Here is a 20,018-nt window from a genome sequence, read left to right on the forward strand (position 1 = left end):
TGCCGTTGGTCCGTCTACCGAGGAGCACACACGATGACGAAGGTCCTCGTCCTGCACAGCGTCAGCCTGGTCAGGTCCGCTCTGGCCGCCCTGCTGAGATCCGAAGGGCCCTTCGAAGTCACGTCGGCGGGCTGGCGGGCCGCGGCACGCCAGACCGAGTCGTTACGACCAGACGTGACGGTCGTCGACCTCGACTGTCCGGGGACGACGGCCGTCCTTGCCGGTACCCGGCGCACGGACCACCAGGTCCTCGCGCCCCCGTCCCCGGTCCTGGTGCTCGCGTCGACCGGCGCGCCCGGGCTGCTGCACCGGGCCTTCCGCGCCGAGGCGCGCGGCTACGTCGACAAGGACGGCTCGCCGGGACGGCTCGTCCGGGCGGTCCGGAAGGTCGCCGCGGGGGAACGGTTCATCGACGCCTCATTGGCTTCCGCGTTCATGGAGGCGGACCCCGTGCCGCTGAGCCCACGGGAACTCAGCGTGCTGACCCGGGCCGCGGAAGGCGATTCGATCGCCGAGATCGCCCTCACGCTGCACCTCGCGAGCGGGACGGTGCGCAACTACATGGCCGCGGCGACCCGCAAGACCGGCGCGCGCAACCTCATCGACGCCATCCGGATATCCCGGCGGGCCGGCTGGGTCTGATCCGCGGGCGCCGCGGACGCGCAGGATCGCCGTGTCACTCGTCCGCGGCCTGGTTCCACCTCCCCACCAGATCGCGGTACAGGGGTGACCTGGCGGGGAGTTCTTCATGGGTACCGCAGACGGCGCGGGTCCCGTCGAGGACGAGGACCCGGTCGGCGCGGGCCGCCGACGAGACGCGGTGGGCCACGACGACGAGGGTGCCGGGGCGGTCCGCAAGGGCCCGTTCGGCTCGCTCCTCGGCAGCCGGGTCCAGGTGGCAGGTGGCCTCGTCGAGCAGCAGCAGCGGAGCGGGCGAGAGGTAGGCGGCGGCCAGCGCGAGGTGCTGGCCCTCGCCCCGGGACAACTGCCGGGGGGACACCTCGCCGTCCAGCCCGCCGAGCCGTGCCACCAGCGCGTCCAGCCCGAGGACGCGGACGGCGTGCCGCACCCGGTCGTCGCCGGGCCCGGGGGTTCCCGGGGCCGAGGCGAGGTGGGTCAGGTTCTCCCGTACGGTGCCGCTGAACACGTAGGCCTGCTGCGGCAGCAGGGTCCGCCGCGGGTCCGGTCCGGTGGCCCCCGGTTCCCGGCGGGCGGCCGCGCCGTCGACCAGGACCGATCCCGCGTCGGGCGGCAGCATTCCGGCGAGCAGCGCGGTGAGCGTGGACTTGCCGATGCCGCTCGGACCGACCACCGCGAGGTGCTCCCCGGGGCGCACCACCAGGTCGAGGTCGTCGAGTACGGGAGCCGCGCCGGGGCCGTACGCGAAGGTGACGCCCCGGAGTTCGGCCGCGGCGACGGCCCGCCCGGGCGACTGCGACTGCGACTGCGACTGCGGAAGCGGCTGCGGAAGCGGCTGCGGCTGCGGCTGCGGCTGCGCAGGGCTGCGGCTGCCGGGGGCCGGCGGCGCCGCTCCGCTGAAGCGTTCGAGGACCACGAGCAGCCGGGTTCCGGCGGAACCCAGGGCGGTCATCAGGGAGTTGAGAGCGGGCAGGAGGGCCTGCACCAGGTACGTGAGCCCGCCGGCCAGCGTACCGGCGGTGATCCCGCGGCCCAGCAGCCAGGGCGTCGCGGCGAGGAGGGCGATCACGGGCAGCCGGCCCGCCGTGCCCAGGGCCAGGGTGCGCAGGGCCGCCCAGCCCGCGAGGGTGCGCGCCAGCCGCTCCTGGGTGGCGATCAGGGGATCCACCCGGGCTCGGACCGCGGCCTGTCCACCGCAGGCGACGATGTCGCGCAGGCCCTCGGCCAGCGCCCCGACCCGGTCGGCCAGCGCCTCGTCGGTGTCGAGGGACCGGCGTTGCACGGCGGCCATGGGGCGGAGCGTGGCCAGGAAGGCGGCCGTGCCCAGCAGCAGGGGCGGCAGCACGACCAGCAGCAGCACGGGCGCCAGGGCGGCCATGCCGGCGAAGGCGCCCACGGCGGTGAACACGAACGAACGTGCCGTCAGGACCAGCCCCGCGAAGGAGTCCCGGGCCATTTCCGTCTGCTGGGTCAGCCGGGACACGGCGCCGGTGTCGCCGGCGCCCGCCGGGTCGGCGATCGCCCGGTCCAGCGCCTGCCGCACCGCCCTGCGGACCAGGCCGTCCCGCAACGGCTCGACGAGGTCCGCGAGTCCGGCGAACACGCCGCGCAGCGCGAACCCGCCGAGCAGGGCCCCGACTCCGGCCGCAGCCAGCCAGCCGAGACCAGTGGCGGTGCGGCCGGCGAGGAAGCCATCGTCGAGGGCGCGGGCCACGCCGTAGCCGCCGAGGAAGGTGTGCGCGGACTCCAGGAGTGACCAGGCGGCCAGCCGTGCCACGGCGCTCTTGCGGCCGCGCAGGAACCGCCGGCCCTCGGTGGCCACCCCGCCGCGGGCCCCTCCCCCGGTCACCGCGCCGCCTCCCGCTGCGTGTCCCTGTCCGTGTCGGCGGCGAACACCGCCCGGTAGGCGGGGTCGCGCTGCCACAGCTCGCCGTGGGTGCCGGTCGCCCGTACCCGCCCGTCCTCCAGCCATACGACGAGGTCGGCGCGGGCGGCGGACGAGAGGCGGTGCGCGACCACGATCCGGGTGCCCGGCCGGATCTCGCGGGCGAGGGCCCGCTCCACCTCGCGTGCCGTGACGGTGTCGAGGCTGGAGGTGGCGTCGTCCAGTACGAGGAGCCGGCCCGCGTGACAGAACGCCCGGGCCAGTCCGAGGCGTTGGACCTCCCCGCCGGACATCGGTGCGTCGGCGAGGCGCGTGCCGTACCCGTGGGGCAGGCGCCGCACGAACAGGTCCGCCCCCGCGGCACGGCCCGCGGCGCGCACGGCTTCCGGGCCGGGGTCCGGGCCCGCGCCGAAGGCGATCGCATCGCCGACCGTGTCCCCGAGCAGCGAGGGCCGGTCGAAGGCGTACCCGACTTCGCGGCGCAGTGCTGCGGCGCTCACCTGCGGCAGGGGCACCCCGTCCAACAGCACCCGGCCCTCGTCGGGGTCGGCGAGCCTGCCGGCCACGGCCGCGAACAGCGATTTGCCGGAGCCCGAGCGGCCCACCACGGCCACCGTGGTGCCTCCGGGGATCACCAGGCTGATGTCGTGCAGGACCGTCGCTCCGCCGCGCACGACCCGGACGTCGCGCAGTTCCAGGGTCCCCGGGCCGCCTTCCGGCAGTTCCGCCCGGCCGTGGGCGAGTACGGGCAGGACCAGGAGCGCGGCGGTCCGTCGGGCCGCGGACCGGCCGCGGACCAGGGCCGCGAGTGCGCCGGTCACGGCGCCGATACCGGCCGCGAGGCCGGCGTACCGTACTGCGGCGAGGAGTTCACCGACCCCGATGGCTCCGGCCGACAGGCGGATGCCGCCGACGGCGAGGACCGCGTACAGGAGCATCGGCATGAGGGCCGCGGACCGGGCCGTGGTGCCGCCGTAGACCTGCCACATCCGCCTGCCCTCGGTGCCGAGCTCGGGCAACCGGGCGAGGATCCGTGCACGTTCGCGCTCCGCGGTGCCGGCAGCGGCGATCGTGCGCGCCCCGGCCAGCGCCTCGGTCAGGCGGCCGGCGGTCGCGAGTTGGACCTGCTGGTAGCGGGCGATGCTGGCGTGGGTGTCGCGGGCGAAGGCCCGCAGCAGGAGCACCAGGAACGGAACGCCGACGAGGAAGGCGAGGGCCGTCCACAGGTCGATGAGGAAGAGGGCGCTCACCGCGCCGAGCGGCGGCAGCAGTGCGGCGACGGCGTGCGCGACGGCGGCCGGGACCTTCCCGGCCTCGGTGGCGTGTGCGGTCAGCCGCGCGGAGGTTTCGCCGGGTGCGTGGCGGGCGGCGTGGTGCGGGGCCGTCCGCAGCAACCGGGCGAGCCCGAGCCTGCGCAGGCGGGCGGTGGAGCGGGCGTCGACCTCGCCGGTCAGCCGGGCGGCGGCCGCGTCCAGCGCCACTTCGGCCGCGATGACTGCGGCGCACAGCAGTGTCCAGGCGGGGCCCGCCGGGGCGCGGCGCAGGAGCAGGTCGAGGGTGTGGCCGAGGACCGCTGGTTCGGCGAGCGCCGCCCCGGCGGCGCTCAGGGTGCATCCGAGGACGGCGGCGCTGCGCCCGGCGCTGTGCCGGGCCGTTGCCATGAGGGCCCGGTCGGCGGTTCGTGCCACGGCCGCCGCCTGCGCCGTGCCGGCCGCCGCGTCGGGGTGGCTCATCGGTGGATGCCTCCGGTGGTGTGGTGCGGGCCCGGGCGGCGAACCGCCCGGGCCCGGGGTGACCTGGTCAGTTACAGGTCGTGATGCTCAGGCTGCTGTCGCCGCAGAGCAGCAGGCTGGCCCGGCTGCCGCCACCGGTCAGCGCAGCCTCGGTGACCTCTTCCTTGGGGGTCTCCATCGACTGCAGGTCGAGAAGCGTCATGTCAGATTCCTCTTCTGTCGGGTGGTGCGATGGGTCACGGCCCCGTGCGGGACCGGCTCTGGGGCCGCCGCGGTGGATCGCAGCGGCGGGAGGAACGGCAGGTGCGCGCGCCCGCCGGGCGCGGCGCTGCCGAGGGCGAGGAGGGCGCCTGCGGTGCCCGTGGCGAGGTCCATGGACAGGCGCATCATCTGCTCGCCGGGGAAGGCCAGATGCCCCTGGTACGGCACGGCGTGCCGGGCCAGCGCGTCGATCTGGCGGGCGATGTCCGCGGGGCCGGTGCCGGGGCCCGGCGTGGTGGTGCGGGCCAGGTGGAGGATCATCCCGGCGGCACCGCGCAGCAGCCCGGGCTGGGCGTAGAAGGTCGCCTGCGCCGCCCGTACGATCTCGCGCCGGGCCCGTTCGAAGCGCTCGTCCGGGGCGTGCTCCAGCCAGTCGTCGAGGACCATGCCGATGCCGACGCTGCCCTCGCCGAGGTACGGCATCGTGCGCCAGCCCTCGTTCACCTGGAGGGTGCCGTACGCGCTGGTGACGCAGCGGTCGAGGTCGCGGTGGAGCGCTCGGGCGGCCTGGAGCAGCAGTTCCTTGTCGCCGGTACGTTCGTACAGGCGCAGGAAGAGCAGGGCGGGGCCGGTGTTCCCGTACATCAGTCCGGCGCGGGCGGGCCGCTGCTCGGGCCGGGCGAGCAGTTCGGCGCAGCGCAGGGCTGCGGTGTGCAGCTCGCTCTCGCCGCTCGCGGCGCCGAGCGCGTCCAGCGCCAGGCCGATGCCGGCGAGTCCGCCGTGCAGGTCCGGGCCCGCGCTCTGCCACGGCTGGTGCAGGAGCCGCTCGGTGAGGGCGAGGGCGCGGTCCGGGTGACCGAGCCGGTGCAGGGTCCAGGCGGTGCCGGCGAGGCCGTCGTAGAAGCCGAGCGCGGTGCCGGAGGCCGGTTCCACGGTCTGTTCCAGCAGCCATTCCTCGGCTTCGGGCCAGGGCCCGGCGCCGGTCTCGGCGAGGGCGTGGAGCACGCCGGCGATCCCGTAGCCGAAGCCGATGCCTCCTCCGGCGGTGGCGAACTGGGCGATGTCGCCCGGCACGAAGCGGTCCTCGCGGTCCGGGGTGGCGCTCGCGCGCAGCGCCGCGGTCATCGAGGCACGTGCGGCCGGCCATTCCCCCGGCTCGACGGGCAGGTACGGGCCGGGCGGTGCGGGCAGGCGGCCGCCCGGTGCGCCCTGCGGTGCGCCGGACAGGATCTCTTCGACGGCTTCGTCGAGGAACTGGCGCGGTACGGGGAACTGCGCGGCGGCGATCGCGGCCAGATGGGCGGCCTTGGCCCGGTCCAGGACGAGCAGGCTGGTCAGCGGGAGGAACAGGGCGAGCCGCAGACAGGCGAGGGCGTAGCGGTCGACGGAGAACCCGCGGCGCTCGGCGGGGGCGACGAAGGCGGGGTTGGCCACGGTCTGCCGCAGTCCCTCGTCGACGTGCGCGGCGGCTTCGAAGTCCAGCAGGGCGACGGACGGTTCGCCGCTCTCGTCCTCCGCCACCATGATGTTGAAGAGGTGGAGGTCGTTGAAGACCACCCCGCGGGCGTGCACGGCTTCGACGGCTTCGGTGACGCGCCGGTGGATCGTCAGGGCCCACTCGGTGTACGAGGCGAGCTCCGCCGGGTCGGGGTCCGCCTCGATCAGCGGGTGGCGGCGCGCGAAGTAGGTGTTGAGCGGTTTGCCGGCGAGGTGCTGCAGCACCAGGAAGTGGTGGTCGCCGACCGTGAACGTGCCGCGGACCGCGGGCACGCAGTCCAGGCCCGCCAGCCGTTCCAGCGCGGCCCGTTCGCGGTGCAGCCGGGTCACGGCGTCGGCGCCGTCCGCGGCGAGCCCTGCGTACGGGCGGGCCTCCTTGAGGACCACGGCCTCGCCGGTGCGGCTGTCCTTGCCGACGTAGACGCCGCCGCCGTTGGAGAAGTGCAACGCCCGCTCCACCGTGAAGGGGATGCCGGTCAGGGTGGTCGCGGAGCGCGCTGCGAGGTGGGGCTGGAGGAAGTCCGGCAGTTCGAGCCACTCGGGCGGCTGGAACACCGGTCCGCGCGGGTCCGGTACGAGCCGCCCGTCGGGGGTCTCGATCGCCGGGACCAGTTCGCCGTGCTCGTCGTAGCAGTGCCGCAGGGTGAAACTGCCGTAGCGCAGGTGGACCGGACCGGCGCCCCAGCGCAGATCGCTGAGGATGTACGGGCCAGCCGCCCCGGCCAGCGCGGCGTCGAGGTCCTCGGCGATCCGCCGGCACTGCTGCTCGTCGGCCGGGTACACGGTGATGAACTTGCCGCTGGCCGCGCGGTCGGCGTACTTCGCGTTGCGCAGGTGCAGCAGGTACCGGCTCGGTATGAACTTGAACGCGATCCGTCGGGCGGTGCAGTACTCGTACACCGTCGTCAGCAGCGATTCGGCGTTGTCGAGCGTGGCCGAGACGTGGATCTTCCAGCCCTGCGCGGGCAGTTCGGCGTCGGCGGGGCGCAGTGCGAGCCAGTCGCCGGTGCGGTGCGAGCGCCACCCCGTCGGGACGGGGGCGAGCGCCGCCGGGTAGCTCTCACCGGCGCGCCGGTACGGCGCGTCGTAGAACCAGCGGTCGGCGTCGCAGAAGGCGGCGTACCCCTTGTTCACACCTGCTCCCTCGGTCGGCGGCAGACCGAAGGTGTCACGCCCGGCGGATGCGGCGACAGTCACGTCTGTCACCGACGGGGTGTGCAGTACTCACGAGTCACGAGGCACGGATCGCGTGTCACGGGGCTCCGCGGCACGTCGGGTCCACCAGTGTCGGCGGCGGGGGTGGACGGCCCGCCCGAGCCGGCGCCCGAGCAGCAGGTACCCGAGGAGCGCGCCGGCCGTGTTGAGGATGACGTCGTCGACGTCGAAGACGCGGCCCGTGACGAGGGCGCCCTGGACGAGCTCCACCAGCGTCATCAGGCAGGCCGTCACGGCGCCGACCCGCAGCAGCCCCCGCGCCGGGGGCAGCAGGACGGGCAGGAGCACCCCGAACGGCAGACCGAGCAGCAGGTTCCCGCCCAGTTGGTGCACCGCTGCGATGGTCGACGTCCCTTCCAGGTAGGCGCTGATCGAACGGCCGGGCCGGACGTTGGCGTGCACGAGGGCCGCCGAGGCGGCGGACGGTTCCAGCGTCAGCCGGGCCAGGACCACGCCGAACAGCACGGTCCCGGCGAAGGCCGTCACCATGGCCGACGCCCGGACCGCCGGATGGGCCGGGCGTCGGTGTCTGCTCCGGGCGGCCGGTAGGGCCCGCTCCGCCGGCGTGCGTTCCGTCGGCTTGCGTTCGGCCGGCTTGCGTTCGGCCGACTCCTGTTCCGTACGCTTCTCGGCGCTCCGCCGTGAGGACCTCCATGTCATGCGGGCGCGTTTACCCTGCGGGCCGACCGGTACGCGGCACCGCCGGCGCTCCCCCACGGGCCGCCCTGCGCATGTGGTCGCACTGCCTGGTACGCCGTCCCGGCGCTCTCCTCGTCGCCGCGCCCCCGCGCCCCCGCGAACCGGTCCGGCCGGGAGCCGGGGCACCCGCCGGAGCCTGCCCGGTGGCGTACTGGCCCCTATCCGCGGCTGGGGGCTTCGGGGCCCGGCGTCCGCCCTTCCAGCCGGGAGGCCTCGATCTCCGCCCAGACGCCCTTTCCTGCGCCGTGGGTGTAGGAGCCCCACCGGTCGGAGAGCCGCTGGACGATGTGCAGGCCGTGGCCACCGGGGACGCCGGGCCCCCGCCCGACCCGGGGGCACGGCGGTGAGGCCCCGCCGTCGAGCACGTCGATGCGCAGGGACTCCCCGGCGGTCAGTACGAGCTCGTGGCAGCCGCCGGCGTGCAGGGCGGCGTTCGTCACCAGCTCGGATACGAGGAGCAGGGCGTCCTCGGCGCTCTCGTGGCCGTCCCACCCCCACTCCCGCAGGGTCCGGCGCGTGAAGTCACGGCCCTTGCCGACCGCTCCCCGGACACTGAGCAGGGACAACCTGCGGCGCTGTCCCGTGACCGGCGCCCCCGCACTCCGGGGGTCGTCGGCGGCTGCTCCCGTCGTGTTCACCGTCGTCCTCACTCCGACCGTTGACCTTGACCTCGTCCCTGGAACCGCGTATGCCCGCCCTGCCAGCCCGGACACCAGGAAACGGCAGGCTCGGCAGTGCCCCGCGACCACACGGTTGGACACCCTGCACAGGGGTAGGCGTGATAGGCCCCGAACATCCGAAGAGGGGAGCAGTCGATGGCCACCCCCAGTGGAGAACGGTTCGGCGTCGAGGTGGAGTCCCTCCCGGGGGCCACGGTCGTGACCCTGACCGGGGAGCTCGACCACGACACCGCCGAACCCTTGCGTCAGGCTCTCGGCGCCCCGTTGCAAGCCGACGGCGGCGAGCGCCTGCTGGTCGACCTGAGCCGCCTGGACTTCTGCGATTCCACTGGATTGAACGTGCTGTTGCACGGTCGCCTCTCGGTCAACGAGACCGGTGGCTCCCTTGAGCTGGTCGGAGTGCACCCGCCGGTGGAGCGGATGTTCCACATCACGGGAGCAGACCGGCTCTTCCGGTTCCACACTGATGTGGAAGCCGCGCTGGCGACGCCTTGACGCCCGTGGCGGAGGAGCTCCCATGAACGAGCGCCGGTCACCCGAATTGACGCGGCGCTTGGCGATCCGCGGCGCCACGGACGTGGTCAGCCGCTGCCGTGACTTCACCCGCAGGGCCCTCACGGAGTGGTGCTGGCCGGGGGCCGGGTACGGGGCCGGGGCCAGGGCCGGGGAAACACCCGGGGCCGACGCCGCCGACGATGCCCTGCTCCTCGTTTCCGAGGTCGTCGGCAACGCGTGCCTGCACGCGGGTGGGGCCACGTCCCTGGTGCTGCGCTGTACGGATGCGTGGCTGAGGATCGAGGTGACGGACGAGAGCCCGGCCGCACCCCAGGTCAGGCACCGGTCCGACCTGTCCCGACCCGGCGGCCACGGGCTGCGCATCGTGGAGCGGCTGGGACGCGACTGGGGCTGGGACGCCGTGGTCGGCGACGGCAAGTGCGTGTGGGTGGAGATCGACTCCCCTCCGGGTCACCCGGGCTGAACACCGGGCAAGCCGGGCGGGCGGGTCCCCTGCGGGACCCGCCCGTTCCGTGTGCACCGCACGGTGCGGTCACCAGTAGTGGCGCCTGCCGCCGACCGCGTGCCCGACCGAGCCCAGGACCCACAGCACCGCACCCACCACCAGCAGGATGACGCCGATGGTCCACAGGATGGAAATTCCGGTCAGAAAACCGATGAGCAGGAGGATAAGCCCGATGAGAATCATGGTTCCCTCGTTCTCAGGTAGGGGATCGGCGGAACGGTTGGAACCGCCGTGGCGCCTCGGAGGCCGTCTACCCCCGAATCCCGTGCCTATCGGTGTCGTGCCCCCGCTCCGCTCTGCTCCGGTCATGCGCCGCGCGCTGTTCTACGATGCTGCTAGGAAGACTTCGGGGCCGGGACCGGAGGGCACATGGCGGAACGGGGCCGGGAGCCCTTGGAGGCCCTGGACAGCGCACGGCGGCGGGCCCTGCGGCTGGCCGGGCTGTCGGCCGCCGCCGATCCGGATATGGACCGGTTCGCCCGGCTGGTGGCGAGACTGCTCGGCGTACCCGCAGCCTTCGTCGCACTGATCGAGGAGGACCGGCAGATCCTGCCCGGCATGATCGGTCTGCCCGAGCCGTGGGCGGAGCGTCGGGCGCTGCCCGTGTCGCGCTCGCTCTGCCGGTACGTGGTGGACTCCGGGAAGCCCCTGGGCATCTCCGACACCCGCGCCGACGGGCGGCTGCGGGCCGGGCCCGACGTCAAGGACCTCGGGGCGGTCGCGTACGCCGCGGTACCGGTGACCGACGGCAGCGGGCTCGTACTGGGCGCTCTGTGCGCCATCGACCACACGCCCCGGAGCTGGGCCGGAGGGGGGCTCGCCGACCTGGAGGAGCTGGCCGCGGCCTGCTCCGGCGACCTGCGCCTGCGCATCCTGTCCGCGCAGCTCCAGGCCGCCCAGAGGGTGCTGGAGACCGCGCGGGCCGCCGCCGAGCGGGCCCGGGGCGACGCGGAGCGCCTGGAGCACGAGGCCCAGGCCGGCCTGGACCACGCCGAGCTGCTGCTGAGGGCCTCGGAGGAGCTGGCCCAGACCTCCGGGCTGGAGGACCTGCGACGGCGGTTGCGCGACCTCTTCGTCGGCGTCGGCAAGCCCTCGTACGTGGGCCTGCTCGTCGTCGACGAGGGAGAACTGCGCCGAATCCCTGACCCTGATGACGCGCACTCCGTCGAACGCGAACTCCTCACCCTGCCCGCGGACGCGGCGTTCCCGAGTGCCCGGGCCGTGCGGGAGCGGAGGACCGTGTTCGTCCCCGACCGAGACGCGCTCGTGGCCGGCTACGGCCCCGACGCTGTCGCCGTCTTCGACCGCATGGGCTTCAGCACGGTGCTGTGCCTGCCGCTCTGGGGCAGTCGCGGGCTACTGGGCGTCCTCGTGATCTGCTGGCCCAGGCCGCACGAGGTGAGCATCCCCGAGCGGGCCTCGCTCACCGCGGCTTCCGGGTACATCGCACAGGCGGCGGAGCGCGCCCTGTACCTGGACGAGCGCATCTCCGTCGCCCACCAGCTCCAGGCCGCCATGCTCACCGACCTCCCCCTGACCGAGGCCCTCGAAATCAGCGCCCTCTACCAGCCGGCCGCCGACGAGGCCATGATCGGCGGAGACTGGTACGACGCCTACCACCTGCCCCCGACCGGACCCGGCGAAAGCACCCCACTCATGATCACCGTGGGTGACATCGCGGGCCACGACATGCATGCCGCCACCGTGATGGGCCAGATCCGCAGCATGCTGCGCCAGGCCACCCTCGACCACCCACCGCACAGCCCTTCCGCCGCTCTGACCGCCCTCGAAGCGGCCTGCTCGGTCCTGCCCCTCGATGCCGGCGGCACCCTGGTCCATGCCCGCCTCGACCCCCTCGGCGACGCCGCCGGCTGGGCCCTGACCTGGTCCAATGCGGGCCACCCTCCCCCGCTGCTGCGCACTCCGGACGGCGCGGTCACCACCCTCGTGGAGCACGACGTACTCCTGCACCCGGCCCTCGATTCGATGGAACGCACCGAGTGCCGGCGCGAACTGCCCCCGGACTCGACCCTGTTGCTCTACACCGACGGGCTCGTCGAGCGGCGCGGCCACGACATCGACGCCGCCATCGCACAACTCGTCGCCCTGCTGGCCCGCCACGGGGACAGACCGCTGCCCGAACTGCTGCGCCGCATCAGCAGCCGGATGGCGGAACCGCCCCCGGGGGACGACGTCGTCCTCCTCGCCCTGCGCATCCCCTGACCGGCAGGGGCAGCCGGACGGCTCGGTGCAGGATGCCCACCCGCGGCGATGACGACGAGCAGGCGTCGCGGCGGCGCCGGTTCGCGCAGTCCGGTGAGGATGGGTGCATGACCGACACGTTCACCACACGGACCCTCGACGTGACGACGGGCTCCACGGAAACCGTCCACGACCTGACCGCGGCGTGCGCGGAGTTCCTGCGGGACGCCGCCCGGGGCCGGGACGGGCTGCTCAACGTGTTCACTCCGCACGCCACGGCCGGACTGGCCGTCATCGAGACGGGGGCCGGCAGTGACGACGACCTGCTGGACGCCCTGCACACGCTGCTGCCCGCCGACGACCGCTGGCGCCACCGGCACGGCTCCCCCGGCCACGGTCGCGACCACGTGCTCCCCGCCTTCGTACCGCCCCACGCCACCCTTCCGGTGGTGGGCGGCGAGCTGGCGCTCGGGACCTGGCAGTCGGTGGTGCTGGTGGACACCAACCGGGACAACCCCCGGCGCACGGTACGGCTGTCCTTCCTGGCCTGAACGGGCCCGGGACCTCAGCGGAACCGCGCGGGACCGATCCCGGCGCCGGCCTCGTCCGCGAGGGTGCGACGGGCACACTGGAGCACCACGGAGGCCAGGTCGCCGCCCGTGCGCAGTAGCTCCCGCTGGATCCGGGCGCCATTGCCGCGGGCCTGCAGCTCGGCCAGGCCCGCCTCGACGAAGTCGGCGTCCCCGTTGTCCTCCAGGGCCTCCCGCACGTGCTCGTACAGCCCGCGGACCACGATGTCGGCGGAGCCCTCGCGCAGGGTGGCCGGGTGGATCAGCGGTCCGTCGAGCCCGGACCGGGCCGCCCGCCAGGCGGCGAGCCTCAGCAGGCTCGTATCGACCGCGGGCGACGGCTCACCGGCGCGCCAGTCCCGGGCCGCGGTGTCCACCAGAGCGCGTACCAGGGCGGCCAGCAGCACGGCGGTCGAAGCGTCGAGGCAGACGTCCGCCACGCGGATCTCCACCGTCGGATAGGAGGCGGCCAGCCGCGCGTCGAAGTAGATCATCCCTTCGTCCCGGATGGCCCCCGTGGCGACCATGGCCCGCACCCGCTCGTGGTAGCGCTCGGGCGTGCCGAAGACGTCCACCGGGCCCGCCGAGGGCCAGCGGTTCCAGACCCTGCTGCGGTAGCTGCCGTACCCGGTGTCCTCGCCCTGCCAGAACGGTGAATTCGCACTCAGTGCGGCGAGGACGGACAGCCAGGGCCTGATCCGGTCGAGTACCGCCACGCCCTCCTCGTCGGAGTCCACCGCCACGTGCACGTGACAGCCGCACGTCAGCTGTTCCTGGGCGGGCAGGCCGAACTGTCGGGCGATCCACTGGTAGCGCTCGCCCACGCTCAGCGACGGTTCCACCGGCAGCGGGCAGGTGGCGAGGGCCGCCACCAGGACGCCGGCGGCCTGCGCGTGCCGCGCGGCCTCGGCCCGCCACCGGCGGATCTCCTGGTGGAGTTCGTCCATCCGGGTCAGCGGCCGGGTCGCGCACTCGACCTGTTCCTCGTGCAGTTCCTTCTCCAGGGGGATCTCCCCGCCGGCGCCCGCCGCCCGGCCTCCGGACCGCAGGGCCGATGCCAGCACCGCGCCGGCGGAGGCCGCGGGCTGCCCGGTCCGCGGATCGACCAGCAGCAGTTCTTCCTCGACGCCGACGCTGCGCATGCGGGACCTTTCGGTTGATCTCCGTGCCGTTCCCTCCGGCGTATGCCCGCTCCCGCGGCGGCCATCCGCGCTCTCAGGATGCCCGGCTCCGGCCCGGGGCGACGGCCGCGTCGGGGGCCGCGGTCCCGGCCGCTCCGCGGGAGCGGTAGACGACGTACGGCCGGAACAGGTAGCCGAGCGGTGCGGTGAAGGCGTGGACGAGGCGGCTGAACGGCCACAGGGCGAACAGGTCATGGCGAGCAGCGCGTGGAGCTGGTACGGCAGTGGGGCGTGGGGCCATGGCGGGGACGTCGGGGTCGAGGGCGAGCAGGGAACGGAACCAGACGGACACGCCCGTGCGGTAGTCATAGGGGTGCGGGACGAGGGTGGTGGCGGTGGCCGCGAGGCCGGCCAGCAGGACGGCGACCAGGACGGGGTAGACGGCGCGGTCGCTCCTGCTCGTGCCGACGCGCACCGCGGGCACCGTGAGCCGCCAGGTCCGCGTACCAGTCGTAGAACGACAGCATCGGCGCGCCGATCAGCGCGTGGAACCGGGCTCCGACGGCGTGCGAGGCCATCGACATCGCAGGGATCGGGGAGAACCCGGCGATCCGGTCGGGGCCGTGCGCCGCCAGGGTGTGGACGTGCGCGGCGGCGGCGATCTCCAGGGCCTCGTGCCAGCCGATGCGGACCAGGCCGCCCTTGCCGCGGGCCGCCTGGTAGCGCCGCCGCTTGTCCGGGTCCGAGGTGATCTCCGCCCAGGCGGCGACCGGGTCCCCGCCGAGGCGTTCCCTGGCCTCGCGGTACATCTCCACCAGCACGCCGCGGGCGTGCGGGTAGCGCACGCGGGTGGGCGAGTAGGTGTACCAGAAGAACGAGGCTCCGCGGGGACAGCCGCGCGGTTCGCACTCCGGCCGGTCGGGGCCCGTCGAGGGGTAGTCGGTCGCCTGCGTCTCCCAGGTGATCAGGCCGTCCTTGACGTACACCTGCCATGAGCAGGAGCCGGTGCAGTTCACGCCGTGCGTGGAGCGCACCACCTTGTCGTGGGCCCAGCGCTCGCGGTACGGCGTGTCGTTGACCCCCTGGTCGGTGCGGAACGCCGCCCGCCCGTCCGCCGTCCCGGCCGCTCCGGTGAGCATCCGGCCCGCCTGCAGCAACCGGTCGGCGATGGCGTCCGCCGCGCGTTCTGTCGTAGCCCTGGCCCTGCCGCGCTTCACGTGGTGGCCCCTTCCGGGAGACGGGTACGGCCGGTCCCAGCGGGATCCGGCTGACCGTGGGTGGTTCATGCACAGATTGCGCGCGCGGGCGCGTGTGACTCGGATCACTTGCCGCCGGTTGGATGTATCGAGAACGCATCTTGGTCAGCTCTTGGGGAGGGACCGCCGGCCCGCGAGAGCCGGTTGGACCCGCAGCGACGGGGTAGCCCTTCCAGAGAGGGGCGACCGTCGCGTCCGCACCGCAGGAGAGGAGGAGCGGGTCCATGCACTCGTTTGCGCTGCCGCTGATCCCCACGGAGGAGGGCGGACTGCTCATCCCGGCCGAACAGGTGACGGCCCTCCTGCGGGGCGTGGCCGACGACTGGGCCGCCGCGGTGGAGGCCGAGGCCCCCGAAGCCGATCCCGAGACGGTGCGCGCCATGACCGAGGCCCTCACCCAGCTCGCCGACCAGATCGACGCGGAGTGCATAGCCTGCGCCTCGCGGCCGGAACTGGGGAACTGAGGCCCTGGCGGCCCGCTCGGAATGTCGGGCTGCGCACCGGCGTTGCCGCACGTGTGAGCGAGTTTTCGGCCTCCGACGAGGCCGCGCCCGTCCGTGCGCGACTGGAGGTCTCGCGCGCTTCCACCTGCGCGCAGATCGCGGCTTTGCAGCGCGACTTCGACGGCATCGTCGAGGCGAACGCCCTGGTGGCGGTCGACGACGAGCACGATCCCGAAGGATCCAGTACCGCGTTCGAGCGAGCCCATGTCGCCGCCCTGCTGACCCTGGCGGCCGAGCATCTGGAGGAGCTCGACCGAGCCCTGGGCCGCCTGGAGCGGGGCGGGTACGGGTGGTGCGAGGCCTGCGGCGAACGCATCTCGGCGGCCCGCCTTGAGGCACGGCCCGAGGCGACCGCCTGCGTACGCTGCGCCGAGGCCCACCGCCGCCACGGCCACGGGGCCGGGGCGTAGCCGTAGCCGTAGCTTGGCCGGCGAGGCGTTCGCGGCCACTCGAACGGGTCCTTCGGCCCGACCGAGGCGGGAGCGGTCCGGCGGTCCCGGCGGCGGGCGGCTTTCGGACATTTAGCTGGCGATGACGGCCGCGGGGGCGCATGCGCGGTTTTCGGGGGCAGGCGAGAGGGTGCCCATCCGTGCGCCGCCCGAGCCGGCCGGTCCGGCCGGTCGTGGGCGGGGCTCGACCCAAGGAGGTTTCACGATGCTGATCACCGTCACCCGTACCGGCGGGTTCGCGGGCAGGGAACGGACCGCTTCCCTCGACACGGAGTACCGGAGCGACCGCTTCGAGCTGGAGCAGCTGGCCGAGCTGGCCCTGAGCGGCGAGTGCCCCGCGGGCCGGGAACCCGTCCCGGACGGTTTCGTTTACGTCATCCGCGTCGACGGAAAGCTGGTGGAGTTACGGGATCCGTACCTCACCGAGGAACAACGGCGGCTGATCACCGCGGTCCTGGGCGAGGGCGCCTGACGGTCCCGCCCGCCCTGGCTCGGCGGGGTGGTCGTACCGGGTCCGGGTGGGTCCGGTACGACACCGCGTGCCGGTCCGGGTCGAGCGGGCCTCAGGCCGCCGCCTCCGTGCCGCCCGCACCCGTGCGCGGGGCGGCGCCCATCCGTTCCCGGGCCGAGGCCAGCGCGGCGTCGACGTCCCGTGTCCCGGTCGACACGCACAGCGTGTAGACCACGTCCTCCAGCCGCTGCCGCAGCGCTTCCTGACGGCCTCCGGCCCGGAGCTGCGACACCGTCTCGTACTCCTCGACCAGACGCGCCAGCACCGCAGGGTGAGCCATCAGCACGATCTCGCTCCTTCACACGTAGCCTTCACGGGGCCGGACGCCACCTGCGCCCCGTGTGCCCCCGGCCGGCCGTCCCATGCGCCACACGCGTCGTCATGGCCGAGAGTGTGCGGTGACACCCCGTCCGGCTCAGATGCCGGTCGACCGCTCGGCGGACGCCTCGGCCGAGGCGGCCCGCCAGACGGAGCGGAGCCCTTCGGCAGCGGCTTCGGCTTGGGCAAGTCCCGCCCGGTAGGCCTGAGTCCACTTCGCCCGGTCGTTCAGGTCGGAGCCGAGCGCCCGCACCGCGTCCGGATCGGGGCCGATGGCCACCACGTTCCGCGCCCCGACGACCGCAGGCTCCTGTTCGAACTGCTCACGGGGGAACAGGTGCGCCATCGGCTCGATGACGACCAGGGTGCGGGCTCCGGCCGCGAGGTCCACGTTCGTCCCCGCCCGCAGCGCACCGTCCATGTACCACCGCCCCTCAAAGCCGACCGGCGGCTCCGCTCCAGGGAACGCGCTGCTCGCCGCCACGGCACGTACGAGCGGTATGCCGCTGGTGCGGTCCCACACGGCGGGCTCACCCGTTCCGGCGTCCACGGCGGTGAGGAGCAGCCGCTGCTGCGGCCAGGCGTCCGCGCCGATCAGCGCGCCCCGCTCCGCGATCAGCATGTGCTCGGCGTCGGGGTCGGCGTTGTCGAGCGCGATGCGTCCGACGCGCCGTCGGGCCTCGCCGGGGTCCAGTCCGGGCTCGCCGAGCACGGCGAACACGGAAGCGGTCAGGGCACCGTCCACCCTGCGCGCAGGAGCCTCCTCCCCCGACGGACGGGCCGGGGCGGCGAGCCGGTCGAAGTCCTGACCGGTGGTCAACAGGGCGCTCACGATCGCACCGGCGGAGGTGCCGATGGTCAGGTCGGCTTGGCCGAGATCCACCCCGATGCCGCGCAGTCCGCCGACGAGCCCGGCCATCCAGGCCGTGCCGAGCACGCCTCCCGGTCCCAGTACGAGTGCCCGGTCACATATGTCCGCGGTCCCGAGGGTCATGGTCCGTCTCCTGTCGTGAGGTGATGATCAAGAAGACCTCACGCTAGGACCTCGACGACGCTTGAGGTCAAGCGCCGCGCCGGACGGTGCCCCCCTACTGGTCGGCGCGATCGGGCCAGGCACATGACCGTGCGGTGTGTGCGGTGCCCGGAGCTGGGGAGGCGCGCAGAGAAGGACCCGGGAACCGGACGGAGGCACGGCGATGCGCGCACTGACCTGGCACGGCAGAGGGGACGTACGGGTGGACACGGTCGCGGATCCCCGGATCCAGGACGCCACCGACATCGTCGTCAAGGTGACGACCACCGGCATCTGCGGAAGCGATCTCCACCTCTACACCTTGATGGGACCGTTCCTCGACTCCGGTGACGTCCTGGGCCACGAGGCCATGGGGTACGTCGAGGAGACGGGCCCGGAAGTCACCACGCTCAAGCACGGGGACCGGGTGGTGGTCCCGTTCAACATCTCCTGCGGCAACTGCTTCATGTGCGACCAGGGCCTCCAGTCCCAGTGCGAGACCACCCAGGTGCGCGAGCAGGGCAAGGGCGCTGCCCTCTTCGGGTACACCAAGCTGTACGGGCAGGTGCCGGGCGGGCAGGCGGAGTACCTGCGGGTGCCGTTCGGCGACACCTTGCCGGTGAAGGTCCCGAAGGGGCCGCCGGACGAGCGCTTCGTGTACCTGTCCGACGTACTGCCGACGGCGTGGCAGGCCGTCGAGTACGCGTCGATCCCGCCCGGCGGATCCGTCACCGTCCTCGGCCTCGGGCCGATCGGGCTGATGGCTGCACGGATCGCGCTGCACCGCGGCGCCCGGCTGGTGGTCGGGGTCGATCTGGTGCCGGCGCGGCTGGCGCGGGCCCGGTCGTACGGTGTGCACGCGCTGGACCTCACGGCGTACGGCAAGGACCTGGTCGCGGCGATCCGCGACATGACGGACGGCAGGGGCACCGACTCGGTCATCGACGCGGTGGGCATGGAAGCCCACGGCGCTCCGCTGGCGTCGGCGGCGCAGCGCTTCACGACGATGCTGCCCGCCGCCCTCGCCCGGGCGCTCATGGACCGCGCCGGGGTCGACCGGCTGAAAGCGCTGCACACCGCCGTCGACGTGGTGCGGCGCGGCGGAACCGTGTCGGTGTCCGGGGTCTACGGCGGGGCGGCGGACCCGATGCCGCTGCTGACGATGTTCGACAAGCAGATCCAGCTGCGGATGGGACAGGCGAACGTACGGGCCTGGGTCGATGACATCCTGCCGCTGTTGGAGGCGGACGACCAGCTGGGCGTGGAGGGGTTCGCGACCCACACGATGCCGCTGGAGGACGCGCCCACGGCTTACGCCATGTTCCAGGCGAAGGACGACGGCATGATCAAGGCCCTGCTGCGGCCTTGAGGCCGGGAAGGGATCGTGGGCGGCCCGCGGTTCAGGCCGGCCAGGTGCCTGACACGCGCCGTACGGCGACGGCCCCGGACCGCTGGACGGCCGCCTTGATCAGGGCGAAGATCGCGCCCTGGATCGCGGCGGCGATCAGGATCTCGCGCCAGTGCCGTTCCTCGTCCGTGGCGTTCGGGGCGTCGTCCTCGTGCCCGACGAGTTTCCACACCTCTTTGAAGACCGCTCCGGCCAGCATGCCCGCCGCGGCTCCGAGAGCCAGCCCGACCGGTTTGTAGGCGACTTTCGATGCCTTCATCGCACCTCTCCGCTCTTCATCGCACCTGTCCGCCCTGCGTCGCGACGCGGCTCCCCGACGCCTCGGCGTCGAGGAGCCGCCTGCAGGGCCTGCCGCCGCGGGGGTCAGTTCCCGGAGCGGTCCCGCTCGCCCGCCCGGCGCTGGGCCTCGGCACTCGGGGGCAGCGCGTCGCCCGCCTCGCGGTCGTGACCGCCGGGCATGACCGCCTCTTCGGCCTCCTTGCGGGCTTCGCGGTCGCCGCTCTCCCCCGGCGCCTTCGAGGGCGGGGTCGTCAGCGTGCGCTTCTTGTCGTGCTCCTCGTGCTCAGTCACCGTGCTTGCTCCTTGCGTCGCGGACGGTGCCGTCCCCACGACGGCGCGCGCCGGATCAGATGGGGCTGCCGCCGAAGGGCCCGCCGATGCCGTAGTACGTACCGATCTCCGCGTGGTACCCCTCGTCCTGCAGGTGCTTGTCGCGGTGGAACTCGGGAGCGTTCTTGATCTGCTCCTTCGTCCGGTCGACGTAGATCTTCTCGTCGTCCACGTCGATGCGCGTGACGGTACCGGCCGGGAGGAGGACCTCCTTGCCGAAGATCCACGGACCGGTGTCCACCACGATGTAGGCGGAGCCGACCTCGTCGGAGTGCTTGTCCACCTTGCCGATGCCGCCGTCGGCGGCCTCGACCTTGAATCCGGTCAGGTCGACGCCCTGCGAACGGCCCGAGGTCTCGCGGTAGCCCCACACGTTCTCCGTCATGAAAATGCCCTCCATGGTGGTGGTTGGGTCGGACTCTCGTAACAGCGCGCCTGCCCCTCGTCCGCGGTCTCACACCCACCATCCGGATTCCGTGAATCCGCAGAG

23 protein-coding genes and 1 pseudogene are annotated in these 20,018 nt (G+C 73.6%); 9 read left to right on the forward strand and 15 right to left on the reverse strand.

Annotated features, from left to right (window positions below; genetic code table 11):
* Positions 1 to 33: 33 nt before the first annotated feature.
* Positions 34 to 642, forward strand: coding sequence for a response regulator transcription factor (locus tag OHA65_RS03330; protein WP_327281556.1), 609 nt, complete (start codon positions 34 to 36; stop codon positions 640 to 642).
* 34 nt (positions 643 to 676) lie between these two features.
* On the opposite strand, the gene OHA65_RS03335 is transcribed toward OHA65_RS03330, so the two are convergent.
* From OHA65_RS03335 to OHA65_RS03360, 6 genes are all read right to left on the reverse strand, one after another.
* Positions 677 to 2,488: an ATP-binding cassette domain-containing protein gene (locus tag OHA65_RS03335; protein WP_405761117.1), complete on the reverse strand. Its 1,812-nt coding sequence runs from the start codon at positions 2,486 to 2,488 to the stop codon at positions 677 to 679.
* The gene (locus tag OHA65_RS03340; protein ID WP_327281558.1) at positions 2,485 to 4,257 is read right to left on the reverse strand and encodes an ABC transporter ATP-binding protein; all 1,773 of its coding nucleotides are present in this window, start codon (positions 4,255 to 4,257) and stop codon (positions 2,485 to 2,487) included. The genes OHA65_RS03335 and OHA65_RS03340 overlap by 4 nt, the downstream gene beginning before the upstream one ends.
* Before the next feature lie 67 nt (positions 4,258 to 4,324).
* On the reverse strand, positions 4,325 to 4,459 hold the full coding sequence (locus tag OHA65_RS03345; protein ID WP_328761476.1) for a SapB/AmfS family lanthipeptide: 135 nt from the start codon (positions 4,457 to 4,459) through the stop codon (positions 4,325 to 4,327).
* Positions 4,456 to 7,089: a class III lanthionine synthetase LanKC gene (lanKC, locus tag OHA65_RS03350; RefSeq protein WP_328765117.1), complete on the reverse strand. Its 2,634-nt coding sequence runs from the start codon at positions 7,087 to 7,089 to the stop codon at positions 4,456 to 4,458. The genes OHA65_RS03345 and lanKC overlap by 4 nt, the downstream gene beginning before the upstream one ends.
* A 90-nt stretch (positions 7,090 to 7,179) precedes the next feature.
* Positions 7,180 to 7,830: a VanZ family protein gene (locus OHA65_RS03355; RefSeq protein ID WP_405761119.1), complete on the reverse strand. Its 651-nt coding sequence runs from the start codon at positions 7,828 to 7,830 to the stop codon at positions 7,180 to 7,182.
* Positions 7,831 to 8,027: 197 nt separating this feature from the next.
* Complete coding sequence (locus tag OHA65_RS03360) at positions 8,028 to 8,507, reverse strand: ATP-binding protein (protein WP_328761478.1); 480 nt, start codon at positions 8,505 to 8,507, stop codon at positions 8,028 to 8,030.
* Positions 8,508 to 8,684: 177 nt separating this feature from the next.
* Between OHA65_RS03360 and OHA65_RS03365 the strand changes: the two genes are divergently transcribed.
* Together OHA65_RS03365 and OHA65_RS03370 are read left to right on the forward strand one after the other, a co-directional pair.
* Entirely contained in the window at positions 8,685 to 9,044 is a 360-nt protein-coding gene (locus tag OHA65_RS03365; protein WP_327281562.1) for an STAS domain-containing protein, read from the forward strand.
* A 22-nt stretch (positions 9,045 to 9,066) separates the two neighbouring features.
* Entirely contained in the window at positions 9,067 to 9,528 is a 462-nt protein-coding gene (locus OHA65_RS03370; protein ID WP_327281563.1) for an ATP-binding protein, read from the forward strand.
* A gap of 69 nt (positions 9,529 to 9,597) precedes the next feature.
* On the opposite strand, the gene OHA65_RS03375 is transcribed toward OHA65_RS03370, so the two are convergent.
* On the reverse strand, positions 9,598 to 9,753 hold the full coding sequence (locus OHA65_RS03375) for a DUF6131 family protein (RefSeq protein WP_327281564.1): 156 nt from the start codon (positions 9,751 to 9,753) through the stop codon (positions 9,598 to 9,600).
* A 186-nt stretch (positions 9,754 to 9,939) separates the two neighbouring features.
* Here OHA65_RS03375 and OHA65_RS03380 point away from each other — a divergent pair, with 186 nt between their 5' ends.
* Together OHA65_RS03380 and OHA65_RS03385 are read left to right on the forward strand one after the other, a co-directional pair.
* Positions 9,940 to 11,793: a SpoIIE family protein phosphatase gene (locus tag OHA65_RS03380; protein ID WP_405754444.1), complete on the forward strand. Its 1,854-nt coding sequence runs from the start codon at positions 9,940 to 9,942 to the stop codon at positions 11,791 to 11,793.
* A 107-nt stretch (positions 11,794 to 11,900) separates the two neighbouring features.
* Positions 11,901 to 12,323 carry a YjbQ family protein gene (locus OHA65_RS03385; RefSeq protein WP_327281566.1) on the forward strand — a complete coding sequence of 141 codons (423 nt, stop codon included), beginning with the start codon at positions 11,901 to 11,903 and terminating at the stop codon, positions 12,321 to 12,323.
* Between the two features lie 14 nt (positions 12,324 to 12,337).
* Here the strand turns inward: OHA65_RS03385 and OHA65_RS03390 are convergent, their stop codons facing one another.
* The 3 genes and pseudogenes from OHA65_RS03390 to OHA65_RS03400 form a co-directional block, all read right to left on the reverse strand.
* Positions 12,338 to 13,483: a glutamate--cysteine ligase gene (locus tag OHA65_RS03390; RefSeq protein WP_327281567.1), complete on the reverse strand. Its 1,146-nt coding sequence runs from the start codon at positions 13,481 to 13,483 to the stop codon at positions 12,338 to 12,340.
* 73 nt (positions 13,484 to 13,556) lie between these two features.
* Positions 13,557 to 13,946, reverse strand: a complete 390-nt coding sequence (locus OHA65_RS03395; RefSeq protein WP_327281568.1) for a respiratory nitrate reductase subunit gamma — start codon at positions 13,944 to 13,946, stop codon at positions 13,557 to 13,559.
* 10 nt (positions 13,947 to 13,956) lie between these two features.
* Positions 13,957 to 14,601, reverse strand: a pseudogene (locus OHA65_RS03400) (molybdopterin-dependent oxidoreductase); the annotation flags it as partial.
* 341 nt (positions 14,602 to 14,942) lie between these two features.
* Here OHA65_RS03400 and OHA65_RS03405 point away from each other — a divergent pair.
* From OHA65_RS03405 to OHA65_RS03415, 3 genes are all read left to right on the forward strand, one after another.
* Positions 14,943 to 15,182: a DUF6213 family protein gene (locus OHA65_RS03405; protein WP_327281569.1), complete on the forward strand. Its 240-nt coding sequence runs from the start codon at positions 14,943 to 14,945 to the stop codon at positions 15,180 to 15,182.
* 53 nt (positions 15,183 to 15,235) lie between these two features.
* Entirely contained in the window at positions 15,236 to 15,631 is a 396-nt protein-coding gene (locus OHA65_RS03410; RefSeq protein ID WP_405754447.1) for a TraR/DksA family transcriptional regulator, read from the forward strand.
* A 244-nt stretch (positions 15,632 to 15,875) separates the two neighbouring features.
* Positions 15,876 to 16,142: a protealysin inhibitor emfourin gene (locus OHA65_RS03415; protein WP_327281570.1), complete on the forward strand. Its 267-nt coding sequence runs from the start codon at positions 15,876 to 15,878 to the stop codon at positions 16,140 to 16,142.
* A 91-nt stretch (positions 16,143 to 16,233) separates the two neighbouring features.
* On the opposite strand, the gene OHA65_RS03420 is transcribed toward OHA65_RS03415, so the two are convergent.
* Complete coding sequence (locus OHA65_RS03420; protein ID WP_327285978.1) at positions 16,234 to 16,461, reverse strand: DUF5133 domain-containing protein; 228 nt, start codon at positions 16,459 to 16,461, stop codon at positions 16,234 to 16,236.
* Between the two features lie 135 nt (positions 16,462 to 16,596).
* A complete protein-coding gene (locus tag OHA65_RS03425; RefSeq protein ID WP_405754449.1) occupies positions 16,597 to 17,493 on the reverse strand; it encodes a patatin-like phospholipase family protein in 897 nt (298 codons plus the stop codon).
* Between the two features lie 202 nt (positions 17,494 to 17,695).
* Between OHA65_RS03425 and OHA65_RS03430 the strand changes: the two genes are divergently transcribed.
* Positions 17,696 to 18,880 (forward strand): zinc-dependent alcohol dehydrogenase, encoded by a 1,185-nt coding sequence (locus tag OHA65_RS03430; protein ID WP_327281572.1) that lies wholly within the window; start codon positions 17,696 to 17,698, stop codon positions 18,878 to 18,880.
* Between the two features lie 31 nt (positions 18,881 to 18,911).
* Here the strand turns inward: OHA65_RS03430 and OHA65_RS03435 are convergent, their stop codons facing one another.
* The 3 genes from OHA65_RS03435 to OHA65_RS03445 form a co-directional block, all read right to left on the reverse strand.
* Positions 18,912 to 19,178, reverse strand: a complete 267-nt coding sequence (locus OHA65_RS03435) for a DUF4235 domain-containing protein (RefSeq protein WP_327281573.1) — start codon at positions 19,176 to 19,178, stop codon at positions 18,912 to 18,914.
* 104 nt (positions 19,179 to 19,282) lie between these two features.
* A complete protein-coding gene (locus OHA65_RS03440; RefSeq protein WP_405754451.1) occupies positions 19,283 to 19,489 on the reverse strand; it encodes a hypothetical protein in 207 nt (68 codons plus the stop codon).
* A 55-nt stretch (positions 19,490 to 19,544) separates the two neighbouring features.
* Complete coding sequence (locus OHA65_RS03445; protein ID WP_327281575.1) at positions 19,545 to 19,913, reverse strand: PRC-barrel domain-containing protein; 369 nt, start codon at positions 19,911 to 19,913, stop codon at positions 19,545 to 19,547.
* Between the last annotated feature and the right edge of the window lie 105 nt (positions 19,914 to 20,018).

Origin of the sequence: Streptomyces sp. NBC_00045, assembly GCF_045041095.1 — a bacterium.
GTDB lineage: Bacteria > Actinomycetota > Actinomycetes > Streptomycetales > Streptomycetaceae > Streptomyces.